Here is a 12,743-nt window from a genome sequence, read left to right as displayed (position 1 = left end):
CTTTATTTAATTAGAAATACAAATATTTTATTAACTTTGTACAATTATTTTTTAAACCATTCTGAATCCAAGTTTGTTTCCTGATGAATACCCAGGCCATCCAAATTCAAATTTTGCGTTTTTAAAGAAACTTTTTTGGAATCTCATGGTTTTAGTGTTTATATCTACATTCACCTGTAATAATGCCACTTGCTTAGCTATACAGTTCAATGATTCTTTCAATTTAGGGTCGTTATTAAGAGTGTATTTTATAGCCTCTCCTAAAGGAGAAATCACTAATCTTTCTTGATCTTGTATATTGAATTTTGTAGGTTGAGAATATTCTTTCCACCAATCAGATAATAATTCTTTAAGTTCTTCAATAGTTTTGCTATTACTCCAATTTTTGATATATTCTAAGTCAATAAGTTCAATTGGTTTTTTTAGAATTGTAGCTAAATCTTCAATCATTTTCGTCTGTAAATATTGATGTATTATAACCATTTGTTCCTTTGCACTATTTTTATTTACGATTTGAATAATCTGATATATAGGCTCTTCAGATATTTTTTTTGAATGCTTTCTTGTTCTTCGGTTTAAAGCATCTATAAGATTTTGAAGAAGAACTTTACCACCTTTACCTGATTTAACAGAAATAGGATAGTTTATTGAAACTTTTTCAGCATAAAAATCTATCAATTTTTCATTTGAATTCTTTGGAAATATTACTTTACTAAAATTTGAATTTTTCATAATCCATATTGCAGCTAAAATCTCTCCAAAGTCTTTCGATATAACTTTTAAGTCTTCGGTTGTAAATGTTAAAATAGGATCAATTTTAATAATATCTTTTTTTTGAGAAGCAAGGTTTAAAAGTCTTATTAACTCTGTAGCGACACATTTATCATATTTTAATTGAACTTTTTTTGTTACATCAGCTATTAATTCATCTATTGTATATGTTTTAGCAGTAACGTTTAATTTATCTGGGCTTAAATCTTTTGTAGCGAATAACGTACTTCCTGTTTTGGAATTTTCAACTTCATTATTAACCCAATATAACTGAGTGTTTTTAGGGATAGAATCTATTTGAACTGTATTTTCCAAAATATAAGTTGGACTTTTTGATGAACAGCTATGATCTGATTCTTTTACCATTATGTTAAGTGGTTTAAAATATTTTTGGTAGTCTGTTAAACTGCCTGACAACTTAAATCTTATATGATAGCAATGGCGTCCACTATTAGTTTTAATTACACCTTGCATATCATTGTGTTTTGTAATATATGCTTTTAGTAATTGATTTTCTTTTGACTTTTCAATCATAATACTCCTTCATTTTGAATCCAAATAATATCTGACAAGACTTCTCCATTTCCAAAGTTGAAGACTTCTAAATTCTTTATATTGAAATCTTGAACATATTGTTCAATTGCTTGTTTTAATAGCGATATTTCTGCTTTCATTTTCCAGTGTTGATGATTTTTATCATATAGGACAATAAAAAGACGGTTTTCCAAGTGCTTTCGTCCTTGTTGGCTTTGATTGTCATATAGCCATTGAATCAATTCTCTTTTGTTGTTAAGTGCATATTCAATATCTTTATTAAAACCTTTTGGAAAAATTGATGTTTTATGATCAAAGGGAATATCATTTATTCTAAAATCAATAAGTTTGTCATATATATTTTTATTTGCTTCGACATTTTCATGTGAACAAAAAATATCTTCAACACCCATTGCACTCCAATAGTTATACCATCTGTTTAAAGCATAATTTCTAAGACCTTCACTAAGGTGTTGTGTTTTTTCTAAAAGTTTTGAAACACTGTAAGTTTTATAGATAAAATTTGTTTGTTGGTCCCAGCTATTATCTTGCTTTTTCCCCCAACTATAACCATAAGGTAGCCTATTCTTTAATTCTTTTTCTAATCTTTCTAAATCCATATTTATTTCACATCTTGTATTTAATATATAACTTCAACAAAGTTAATATTATTTGTAATAATGTCAAATTCAACATATCGGAGTTGTAAATTATTTCGTCGATTGAAAGTATTAAATTCAGCCACTAGATTTAAATAATTTTGACTTGTTTTATTAGAAATTTTTCTTGATATAATCATTGGTTCCAAATCTGAAGGTCTATTAGGTAAATAGTATTGTTGAATCCAATCGACATATCTTTGAAGTTGTGTCGTAATTGATAAGTAAGCTTCTGTGGATTTTAACTCTATTGGAATACAAACTCTATTTGTATTTCTTACTGTAGACAACATAATGTCAATTCTTTGCATTCCTACACCACAAGATACTTCATTCCCAATCCATTCAATTTGTTCATTAGAAAAAGGTGTTATATTTTCTAAGTTTTGTAGTATATAAGCTTGTAGATGTATTTCAAATTGTAGGTTTCTTGAATATTTATTTATAAGTCGTGGTAAAAGATTAATATTGCTTTGACGACCCGTATATCTGTTTTGTTGAGTACAGGATTCAATTTTCTGAGATTGAGTATTAAAAGTAAAGTAGTTCCCAGTTAATACATTTCTATTATTTTTATTGCGAATAAGTTGTTTTATCCTATCAAATTCATAAATAGTAATCATTGTATTTCCACGATTACCTTTCAGTTTTCTATAAATTAAACTCCAAAGCATTTGATTTGGAGATTGAATACTCGATATTTCATCCAGAGCTTCCCACTCTGTAACTCCATCAGCATATACATCATCAGCTTGAAGTAAAATTCTAAAAGTCAAAGATTTTTGTAATTCATTCTTTAAGAACTGTTGGGAGTCATTATTATCTATAAATCCTCTTCTCTCTATTACTTTAAAAATTCCATAAAATTTACCTTCATAGATTCCCATTTGATAATTCTGCTGTAGATAAAAAAGAACATAATCATTAACTCTAATTCTATTTATGTCAGCGATCATTCCAACTAAATTATTTTCACTTTGAGCATGTAAAGTTGTAGTGCTGACATTGTTAAAATCTATTACCTTGTTACCTGCTCCTGTCCCTGCAAACAGATATTCTAAGTGATACTTAAATGTATTGTAATCTACTATAAATACGTGCGCTGTTGCCATCATTTAACCTTTTTAAAAACAAAAATATATTCATGCTTAAAAATATAGTAATCACTGTTTAAAGCTCTATATCTCCAAATACCACCACTTCCTTGTTTGCCTCTATTACCTTCAATGTTTTTTACAATAGTTCCTTTTAGTTTTACATTAAAGTTTTTTTGTATCATATCCATACAGTAGAACCCAAGAGGAATTACTTCGCTATTTTTATAAACATCGCCAATTACAACTGCAAAATATCTGTCATTTTCTAAATATTGTAAAAAATTTGTACATATATTTTTAAATTTTTTTAGAAATAGTTCAACATCATCAATTTGCGATAAATCATTGTGATTGTCTGTAAATTTTACAATGTCCATATAGGGAGGATGCATTAAGACAAATTGAACTTTTTCACTTTGGTGAAACTGTTGAGATGCTAAGTTTATATGTTTTTCTATAAGTTTATTGTTCAGTGAATTTGCATTCTCAATGTAATAATCAGGATATGTCGTTAATCCATCTTTCATAGAACTATGAACATAGTCAATCATATTTTGATTTATATCAAATCCAATATATTTTCTATGAAGGCGTTCACATTCAAATAATGTAGTACCACTCCCCATAAAAGGTTCTAAAATAGTTTCTTTTTCTTTTGTATAGCGTCTAATTAATTCATTCGGTATCTGTGGTACAAAATTGCCATGGTAAATATTTTTATGTTTACCAGATTTATCTCTTTCATTAATTATCCAAAGACTGTCTGTATTAATGTCAATCTTTTTCCATTCTTTTAAATTTAGGTCATTATATTTCATTGTCCATATTTTAGCTGTTTTTTCCCATAATAAAAAGTCTATTTGAATGTTATTTTTATTGTTCAAATTGAAGTTCGATTAATTCCCATTCATCTTTTTTTACTTTTTTCACTTTACCTCTAAAGTTTCTCGTTTACTAGCCATATTACAATCTCTTATTTAATCATTTAACGATATTAAATCACATGTAAACATAGATATAAGTAAAATCAATGTTTGCTTACAGAGCCTCTTTAATATATTCTTGAACGCGTAATAAAGATGTACATGCTTGCATAACATTTTTGTCCATCATCTCATTAGTAGCTTGTAAGCCTCTTGTAATTAGCTCTAATGTAGCTAGAAATTCACTTAGATAAGTTGCATCATCGATAAGACAAGAATATTTGTCTTTTAGAGTTTCTAGTATCAAGTAAGCACCTGCAAACATGTCATTTTCATGTCGATCTGATGCAATGGATAAGTTATTGATAACATCATCAATTATTCCAAAAATCATTGGATCATGTGTCACTATTGTCATTTTTTCTCCTTTTAACCTATATCACCCTCTAGTTCAGGTGGTAATGTAACCGTAATTTTAATTGGCTTATCATCTTCTTCTGGAGTGATGAGCATGTTGGTAAGTCCTGAAGATTTAAAAATAATTTCCGATGCTCGAAGCTTTTCTTTATTATCCCCATTGATTAAGATATTTTCCAGCTCCTCTGTAGCTAGGACACTTAGCTTTTTAAATTTTTCAGAGAAGTAGTATTTTTCAGCTTCCTTTATAGCAGTTTTAATTTTAGAGTCATTTAACAAGCTATAAGATTTTTTTTCTGCAAAAATAGGACTGTATCCAGCTTGTAACGCTGATTTTTTGGCATTACGTGTGACTACATATACTTCTACAAAATCTTGTTGCATTTTCGTAAGTGCTTTATTCATAGTCCTACTCTTAACCTACTGATTCCCTAGTAATTTATGATAAATTTCTACTTTTTTATCAATAAGGCTTTGGAGTTCAGTGAGTTTAGTTTGTGTAATAAAAATATCCTCTTTAGGATTGTCTAGCTCACTTTGATTAAGTTTACGGGGAAATATGCTTCCATCAATGATTATGCTACCTGATGGTTCTAAATTATTTAGTTTTTCAATCATAGTATTCCCGTTAAGATGTTTATTCTGAATACTGATAGGAATATCCATATTATGTTCTTGAAGTAAAGCTTCTAATTGAGGTAGGAATTTAGTCCATTTATTCTTAGCAGTTTTATACGCTTTTAGAGATTTATTTACATTCTCTTGTTTTTGTTTCAAATGAGAGATTTGTCTTTCAAGTATAGATACTAAGTCTCTATACGCTTCGTAGAGTGTTTCAATATCTACTTTATTATATTTTTCTTGTATCTGCTGTCTAGTATTCGCTTCAATTGCTTCCATAGCATTCTGCGGTCTATGTTCAATATAACTATAATCTAGTTCGTACATTTTTGTCTCCTATGTCTTTTTAATTTGTAGATGAATATTGATTTTTAGTTTAGTTATTCATGCAGTACCTCCTGAATAGTTTTTAGCTCTATTATTACTTCTTCAAGCTCTAAAGAGAGCATTGGAATTGCTCTAAGTTCACAACTTTCATAGTAGATAGGTTCTAAATCCAAATAAATGATGGGTATTGCATATTCAAGGTCTTTTATGTCAATCGGTTCTAATTCTTCATTAATTACTCTTGTATTGTAATCTACTGGAATAAAGCTATCAATATTTCTCTTTTTAACTTTCAAAAAAAACCTCCTTTTTTGTTGTCTATTTTTGTCTATGCAAGCAACATAAAAACACTTTGAAACTTCGTGTTCACCGATTAATTCATTAGATTTGTTTTCAATAGACATTTTAGTCTCGATAGACAATCCAATAGACAATTTCATTTATTGATTTTCGTCTTTCTCTTTTATAGTCATCATCACTTCTACATCTTTCTTGCAGACATAGATTTTTCCCCCTGAGACTGGGCAAACTGACGACAACTTACGCTCTCTGACTAACTGTCTTATCCTCTCTTGGGATAAGTTGGTTATTCTGCTTGCAACATAAGTGTCTATAAAATCTTGATTCTTTATTGTTAACATGACTTAACTCCTAGCCTATATTTGTCCATGAAGCAATTTTTTGACTAAAACGTATCATTACTTGCCTTGATGTCTATTCGTTTGTTGTTAGCTAAGTTTGATACTGTTGATAAAAGATTGATAGGCTGTTGTTTTTTTTGAAGATGATAGTAATAGTCGTATGCTGTCTTCGCATCTTCAATGTTTAATAGATAGATATGATCTTTTCCGTTATGAAAATGTAGATGACGTTTTAATTTTCCATCTTTCTTGATGACTCTATCTATTTTTACTTCATCAAATAAAATTCCATCTGATCTAGTTGGATGACCGAGTACATCTTTTGGAGATTCTAGGACTGTAGTTCCATCAGGTATATGTTCTCGATTTCCTTTAAGTAACACTGTATCGCTTTTATATGATTTAGAGTCCCTAGGGGTTATTCTTTTTAGTTTTTTCTCTAAGGGTTTATTCTCATGTGTTTCATTTGGTGTTTCAAAAGGTGTTTCACTTACACTTGATTTGATACTTATTTTAGGGGATATAAGTGTTTCATTTAGTGTTTCATTTAGTGTTTCAGAATTCCATGAGTTTTTGAATTGTTCAGCCTCATACTTAAATTCTTGAAGTCTTCTGTGTACTTTAGATCTGCTTTCCCATCCCCATTTTGATTTATAACTATTGATTGAACGCACTTGCTCAGTTTGAAAGTCAGCCATAAAATCTACAAATGCATCACTATCAGAGTAGGGTTTTGTAAGAAATTTTCTAAAGGCTTTCATTGGTATTTTTGTATATTTATAACCATTTCGTTCACCCATGAAAGGACTCCCTTAAGACACATAGATTTATACTATTTTGCTGATATTTGAGTGAACCCTGAGGAAAAGGATTTTGAGGCTTAAATTGAGGTAGGGGAGTATGAAGCCGAATTATAGATGAAAATTCAGGGCTCAAGCAAATATCAGATTGAGTATAAAAATGTGTGTAACTATGGAAATAGATCATTTAGAACTCTTTGTATAAGTTTATTATTGTTCTTCTATTGTCCATCAAAGTTCTTTTTTAACTCTTGACCACTATCTAAAGAATCAATAAAGGCATCTAGCCATGACTCTTTCCATACTGCCATACGTGTGGATAATTTAATGGGACGGGGAAGTATGCCTTGTTCCATATAACGATAAATTACTGGTATACTCATATTTCCCAGCTTTTCTTGTACGTCTGGCAATCTTAATAGTCTGTCTGCCATGTTTAACTCCTTAGAACTATAGAGAACTATAGATATTTTTTATAAGGAAATTAAAGCAAAAAAAAGCTCTAATAGCTGAATTTATTTTCCATAAATTTAATGGAAAGATGAATTCTATGATCTATGCTTGTAGATTTTTTTTATGATAATCAGTCAATTCTATAATGATTTGTTTAGCTTTAGTTTTCGTATATCCAGCATTTATAAGTTCAGATAACCATTTATTTTTATTTTGTACATTATGTTTATTAAGAGAGATTGCTTTATAGTGAATTATGTCTTCTATTTTTTCCAATGCAAGCAGTATATCTTCATCGTAATAATTATTAAATTCTCTAAGTGTCTGGAGGGCATTTATATATGGAGTCTTGAATTGCTCCTTATCATGAATTACTCTATAGTTCCCGATAGCAATATGTGCTATATGGTTAGAAATCATGGATGAAACAAAAAATAGAGTAGACAATTTTTTACAATTTTTGTCTGTCATATATTCGTTTAGATATTCAGGAACATTATGAAATGTTAAAAATTCATCTAAACTCATATGGTCATAATCAGGTGAACCTTGAAAGTTATTGATATAATCCTTATCCATTTTTCACCTCCTCAAGATAGTCGCTCCACCACTGCATAAGTTCCTTACGATCTTGTAAGTATTCTGAACGGTTGTAAGCTTGAGAAACTGAGTTACCTACACTATGAGCTAATTGTTTTTCAATTACTTCATGTTTAAAAGTTCCTTGCTCATGTGCTATGGTTGAAAACATTGCACGGAAACTATGAGGTACAAATTCCTCTTTACTGTAGCCCATACGACGAAATGCACCAATTAAAGTGTTATCTGAAAGCGGGGCAGTTTTGTAACGATATGACGGAAAAACATATTGCTCTTGACCTGTAAATGTGTGTATCTCTTTAAGAAGCGTGAATACTTGATCTGATAGTGGAATTAAAAACTCTTCTTTGGTTTTCATCTTGGAAGCTGGAATACGCCATAAACGATCGTTAAAGTCGATTTCATTCCACTCAGCATGACGAATGTTTGATGAACGTAGGAAAACATGAGGCAATACTTGTAAAGCCATTTTTGTAGAGTAATCACCTTGATATGACTCAATAGCTAAAAGTAAACCTTTGATACCTTTACGATCTGTAATTGTTGGATAGTGTTTTTTTGTTTTAGCACCTATAAGTTCACCGATACTGATCGATGCTGTAGGAGAAAATTCGACATCATATTTTCTTCTAGCTATGATAGTTTTGTAGATCTTACTAATTGCATAAAAAAGTTTATATGCACTATCATGTGCTCCTCGTTCTTCTACCCGTTCCACAATATCCATAATCTGGTTTGGTGTGATTTCTGCTACTTCTAAACTACCAATAAAAGGGTAAACATCATTTTCAAAAGCTCTATAGGTACGTTTGTAATGTACTTCAGTAATCTCTCCTCTCTCAAAACGAGAGTTTAGAATTTCATTGGCAACAAATTCAAAAGAGTGTGTAGTTTTTCTTTCTATAGCTTCTTTAATAGCTTTCTTTTGATGTTTAACGTCCTTTCGTACTTGAGAAGGATCATTTCCCTCGGCTACAATAGTTCGAGCCTCAAGTGTCTTTCTACGTGCATCAGCTAAACTAACATCAGGATACTTTCCCATAGAAAGCATTTTTTGTTTTCCATCTATCCTATAACGAAAACGCCATAGCTTTGATCCATTGGGATGCACTTGTAAAGTTAAACCTTTACCATCTGAAATACTATAAGTAGCATTTTCAGGCTTTGCTGATTTGACCGCTTTATCATTAAGTTTATTTTCTGCTCTTATCATGTGTGTAACTCCAATTAAAAGAGAGTAGAATTTATTCTCTACACACAATAATACTCTCATTTTTCAGAGAAGTAAAGAGAAGTATAGATAACTATGGAAATTGAAAAATGTTTTAAGTATCGATATTTATGGGTTTTTTGAATGTTTTTTGAATATATGAGAATTTTTGTTGGTGGAGCTGTGCGGAATCGAACCGCAGTCCGAAACTCAGCTACTCCTAACGTCTACATGCTTAGAGAAGTTGTTTAATTTAATCCTGCTTCACACAACTTGCAAAGCTACACAAGACGAGCCTCGGAGGTTCTTCTTGAGCTGAGACAGACCCAAGATATATCTACATAAGGGTTATACTTCGAATCCTGCCTATCTAGAGTCAACAGGTGAAGCAGCCCGCCTCTTGCGAGGGGTTAAAAACTTAAGCTACTGCTAAAGCTGGGCGATAATTTGTATTGTTTGCGTTTATTCGCAGATGAGCCGCGTAACGGAAGTGCTCAGTCCGACATGCAGTTAAAAGCTACCAAATCCCGTCGAAACCAGGTCAGCCCCATAATTGTAGAACTATGTTTAGATAGTATTTTGAAATTATATCGAAAGTTTGTTAAATTGGTTTTATTAATTTTCATACACCTTAATCTTTTTTAGTATATCCCATAGTTAATTTTTGTTAAGTATATAGAGTTCTATAATGATCTCTTATGATTCCATTTAAAGGAGACAAGATGTTTAAGATAGATAACCTTATTGTAATTACTCTCATTACAATGGTATTTTCAACATTTAGTTTTGCTGAGGAGAACAGTGCAGTTGCTTTAGCATATAAACATGACAGTTCAGAGCTCCAATGGGGACCTTGTCCGGCATTTCTTGGAAAGGAGTGTAAAATTGCAGTCTTACAAGGCGACCCTGCAAAAAAGAATACAGATGTTTTCTTTAAAGTACCTGCGGAATATGATATACCGTATCATTGGCATACATCTGCAGAGCGTATGGTACTTGTATCTGGAACAATGACTGTGAAGTATGATAATCAAAATGAGGAAGTACTAACAACAGGAACATATGCTTATGGACCATCAAAACATCCACATCGTGCGTATTGTGAAAAAGGTGAGTCTTGTGTTTTATTTATCGCTTTTGAAGAACCTATTGACGCTTTTGAAATAATGAAGTCTACTCAAGATTAATTGGTGATAAAAAGTTGTAAAATAAAAGTTGAAAGGATGGTGGCCAATCTCGGAATCGAACCAAGGACACAGTGATTTTCAGTCACTTGCTCTACCGACTGAGCTAATTGGCCATTGTTGTAAAGACTTAAAAGAAGTGGTGGCCTGTCTCGGAATCGAACCAAGGACACAGTGATTTTCAGTCACTTGCTCTACCGACTGAGCTAACAGGCCGTCTTTTAAGGCTGAAAGTATATCTATTGTGTTCTGAAAGTTAGCTTATATTAGAGGGATTGACCACTTTTTATAAAAAGCAACCAGTCGAAGCGTTAAAAAGAGAAAAAATAGTGCAGTGGTTGTTACCAGATTTAGCAGTGAAAACATCTCTAAAAGATATACGCTAAGTGCTATAAGTATGGCGATCGTACCGTAAAAACCTGTTTTTAGCACAAAAGGGATCTCATTAATGATTACGTCCCTTGCGATCCCTCCGCCCACGGCAGTGATAAATGAAGTTGCGATCACGCCTGTAAGATTGAAATCTGCTTCCAAACCTATAATAGCTCCCGATATACTAAACGATACAAGCCCTATGGAATCACTCAGTATAAAGAGCGGTTTGTTCTCAATAGAGTTGCGTTTGTGGTATTGAAATATGATAAGTCCCAACATCACAAGCAAGATAGTGAGTGCCGGATAGGTATGGGTAAATGTAAAAGGGGGACGATCTACGATCACATCACGAATTACACCGCCGCCGAGGGCTGTTAAAAATGTTGAGATAAGTATGCCGAGAAGATCGAGCCTGTTTTTCACACCGACAAAAAAACCACTCATTGCAAAAGCGATAATACCGATATATTCACTTATCTCAAACATGTCTCTAAAGCTTCCACAATAGCTTGTTTTTCCAGCTCTTTAACACGAGCTTCTAATGAAATTGGAGTTTCATCTTTTGTTAAGAGAAGCTCTTTTTGGAGAATAATCTTCCCTTCATCATACTCTTCATTTACAAAATGAATACTCACGCCGCTTTTTGTTTCACTGTTTGCGATCACTGCTTCATGAACAAATCTTCCATACATCCCAGAACCACCGTATTTTGGTAAAAGGGAAGGGTGAGAGTTGATAATATTAAAATCTCTTGTCAGTGCAGATGATAGTTTTTTCATATACCCTGACAAGACGATCATATCGATCTCATTTTCAGAACAGAGATCGTAAATACTTTGATCAGGATCGTTTACTGTTTTTGCATTTATTAGATGGTTTTTAAGAGCTAGTTTTTGTGCTTTTTTTAAAACATTTGCATCTGTATTGTTTGAGATAACCAAAGAGATGGCTGCATCAAGTTTATTCTCTTGTATAGCCTCGTAGATCGGGTCTAAGTTACTCCCGTTGTGTGAGGCTAGTATGGCAATTTTTGTCATCTGATTTTAAGTGTAATTAGTGCAAGAATATTTGAGAGGATGGCTATGATCCAAAAACGAACAATGATCTTGTTTTCAGCCCAGTTTTTCATCTCGAAATGGTGGTGGATAGGTGCCATTAAAAAGACTCTTTTATTTCTGAGTTTATAGCTTCCAACCTGTAAGATAACAGAGAGTGTCTCGATAACGAAAATAGAACCGATAAGAAGCAGTAAAATCTCACTTTTTGAGATAACTGCAAGGTAGCCTAAAAATGCACCGATTGTAAGTGAACCGCTGTCCCCCATAAACACTTCTGCCGGATGGCAGTTGTACCATAAAAAGCCTGCAAGTGCACCTATAAGCGCACTTGCTACAATGCTTACTTCACCGACAGGGATGTTTGGAATTAAAAGATATTCACTGATTACTGCATTACCAGTTGCATAAAGGATAATAGCAAAAGAGCTTAGTGCCGCAATCGATGGAACGGTAGCAAGACCGTCAAGACCGTCAGTCAGATTAACCGCATTTGATGTTGCAACAATTACCAATACCCATAAAGCTAGTGCAAAAACACCCATATCAAAGAGGGGTGATTTAACAAAAGGCACATAAAAATCTGTATTAAATCCTGCGAAGAAACAGAGATATGCAGCGATAATTAAAGCAGAAGTTATTTGTAAAACAAGTTTTGTACGCGCTTTGAGTCCTGCCAAGTTCTCGCTTTTTTTGATCTTTGCAAAGTCATCCTGAAAACCTATAAGTGAGAAAAGCAGAAGTGTAAGGATAGCACCCAGAGCAAAAAGGTTCTCAAAGTTAATAGTTAAAAGCGATGCAAATACTGTAGCACCAATGAAAACAATACCACCCATTGTAGGTGTTTTGGCTTTTTCCTGATGTCGGTCCGGAGCCCACTCGTTGATTGGTTGAACACTAGATGTTTTCTGTGCCCATTTAATAAACTTAGGCATTAAAAAAAGAGTAAATAAAAGAGCGATAAAGAACGCTATACCTGCACGGATAGTGATATATCCGAGAATATTTATGTCTAAAAATTGGTGTAAATAATAAATCAATATTTGTCCTGTTTAAGCTTTGTTTGTAAAAATGAA

16 protein-coding genes, 2 tRNA genes and 1 other RNA gene are annotated in these 12,743 nt (G+C 32.3%); 1 reads left to right on the top strand and 18 read right to left on the bottom strand.

The window, feature by feature from the left end:
* Positions 1-51: 51 nt before the first annotated feature.
* From FJR03_RS08780 to ssrA, 13 genes are all read right to left on the bottom strand, one after another.
* Entirely contained in the window at positions 52-1,305 is a 1,254-nt protein-coding gene (locus tag FJR03_RS08780; RefSeq protein ID WP_193113136.1) for a hypothetical protein, read from the bottom strand.
* On the bottom strand, positions 1,302-1,925 hold the full coding sequence (locus FJR03_RS08775; protein ID WP_193113135.1) for a hypothetical protein: 624 nt from the start codon (positions 1,923-1,925) through the stop codon (positions 1,302-1,304). The genes FJR03_RS08780 and FJR03_RS08775 overlap by 4 nt, the downstream gene beginning before the upstream one ends.
* Before the next feature lie 20 nt (positions 1,926-1,945).
* Complete coding sequence (locus tag FJR03_RS08770; RefSeq protein WP_226962109.1) at positions 1,946-3,079, bottom strand: PDDEXK family nuclease; 1,134 nt, start codon at positions 3,077-3,079, stop codon at positions 1,946-1,948.
* Entirely contained in the window at positions 3,076-3,879 is an 804-nt protein-coding gene (locus FJR03_RS08765; protein ID WP_193113134.1) for a DNA methyltransferase, read from the bottom strand. The genes FJR03_RS08770 and FJR03_RS08765 overlap by 4 nt, the downstream gene beginning before the upstream one ends.
* 220 nt (positions 3,880-4,099) lie before the next feature.
* On the bottom strand, positions 4,100-4,402 hold the full coding sequence (locus tag FJR03_RS08760; RefSeq protein WP_193113133.1) for a hypothetical protein: 303 nt from the start codon (positions 4,400-4,402) through the stop codon (positions 4,100-4,102).
* Positions 4,403-4,413: 11 nt separating this feature from the next.
* Positions 4,414-4,806, bottom strand: a complete 393-nt coding sequence (locus tag FJR03_RS08755; RefSeq protein ID WP_193113132.1) for a terminase small subunit — start codon at positions 4,804-4,806, stop codon at positions 4,414-4,416.
* Between the two features lie 15 nt (positions 4,807-4,821).
* Complete coding sequence (locus tag FJR03_RS08750; protein WP_193113131.1) at positions 4,822-5,349, bottom strand: hypothetical protein; 528 nt, start codon at positions 5,347-5,349, stop codon at positions 4,822-4,824.
* 53 nt (positions 5,350-5,402) lie between these two features.
* Positions 5,403-5,753: a hypothetical protein gene (locus tag FJR03_RS08745; RefSeq protein ID WP_193113130.1), complete on the bottom strand. Its 351-nt coding sequence runs from the start codon at positions 5,751-5,753 to the stop codon at positions 5,403-5,405.
* Between the two features lie 281 nt (positions 5,754-6,034).
* Positions 6,035-6,790, bottom strand: a complete 756-nt coding sequence (locus tag FJR03_RS08740; RefSeq protein WP_193113129.1) for a hypothetical protein — start codon at positions 6,788-6,790, stop codon at positions 6,035-6,037.
* A 221-nt stretch (positions 6,791-7,011) separates the two neighbouring features.
* Positions 7,012-7,224: a helix-turn-helix transcriptional regulator gene (locus FJR03_RS08735; protein ID WP_193113128.1), complete on the bottom strand. Its 213-nt coding sequence runs from the start codon at positions 7,222-7,224 to the stop codon at positions 7,012-7,014.
* A 121-nt stretch (positions 7,225-7,345) separates the two neighbouring features.
* Positions 7,346-7,822 (bottom strand): hypothetical protein, encoded by a 477-nt coding sequence (locus FJR03_RS08730; RefSeq protein ID WP_193113127.1) that lies wholly within the window; start codon positions 7,820-7,822, stop codon positions 7,346-7,348.
* A complete protein-coding gene (locus tag FJR03_RS08725; protein ID WP_193113126.1) occupies positions 7,815-9,056 on the bottom strand; it encodes a tyrosine-type recombinase/integrase in 1,242 nt (413 codons plus the stop codon). Before FJR03_RS08725 ends, FJR03_RS08730 begins: the two co-directional genes overlap by 8 nt.
* A gap of 170 nt (positions 9,057-9,226) precedes the next feature.
* Positions 9,227-9,602, bottom strand: a transfer-messenger RNA (tmRNA) gene (ssrA, locus tag FJR03_RS08720).
* Between the two features lie 173 nt (positions 9,603-9,775).
* Between ssrA and FJR03_RS08715 the strand changes: the two genes are divergently transcribed.
* Positions 9,776-10,240: a cupin domain-containing protein gene (locus FJR03_RS08715; RefSeq protein ID WP_193113125.1), complete on the top strand. Its 465-nt coding sequence runs from the start codon at positions 9,776-9,778 to the stop codon at positions 10,238-10,240.
* A gap of 37 nt (positions 10,241-10,277) precedes the next feature.
* Here FJR03_RS08715 and FJR03_RS08710 read toward each other — a convergent pair.
* The 5 genes from FJR03_RS08710 to mraY all read right to left on the bottom strand — a co-directional run bounded on the left by FJR03_RS08710 (position 10,278) and on the right by mraY (position 12,707).
* A tRNA-Phe gene (locus tag FJR03_RS08710) sits at positions 10,278-10,353 on the bottom strand.
* 24 nt (positions 10,354-10,377) lie between these two features.
* A tRNA-Phe gene (locus tag FJR03_RS08705) sits at positions 10,378-10,453 on the bottom strand.
* Positions 10,454-10,498: 45 nt separating this feature from the next.
* On the bottom strand, positions 10,499-11,098 hold the full coding sequence (locus FJR03_RS08700) for a trimeric intracellular cation channel family protein (protein ID WP_193113124.1): 600 nt from the start codon (positions 11,096-11,098) through the stop codon (positions 10,499-10,501).
* Positions 11,086-11,649, bottom strand: coding sequence for a phosphoribosylglycinamide formyltransferase (purN, locus tag FJR03_RS08695; RefSeq protein ID WP_193113123.1), 564 nt, complete (start codon positions 11,647-11,649; stop codon positions 11,086-11,088). The genes FJR03_RS08700 and purN overlap by 13 nt, the downstream gene beginning before the upstream one ends.
* On the bottom strand, positions 11,646-12,707 hold the full coding sequence (gene mraY / locus FJR03_RS08690; protein WP_193113122.1) for a phospho-N-acetylmuramoyl-pentapeptide-transferase: 1,062 nt from the start codon (positions 12,705-12,707) through the stop codon (positions 11,646-11,648). Before mraY ends, purN begins: the two co-directional genes overlap by 4 nt.
* Between the last annotated feature and the right edge of the window lie 36 nt (positions 12,708-12,743).

Source organism: Sulfurimonas marina, from assembly GCF_014905095.1.
Taxonomy (GTDB): Bacteria; Campylobacterota; Campylobacteria; order Campylobacterales; family Sulfurimonadaceae; genus Sulfurimonas; species Sulfurimonas marina.
Note: the sequence above shows the minus strand (reverse complement) of the source record. Positions and strands in the feature narration are given on the sequence as shown.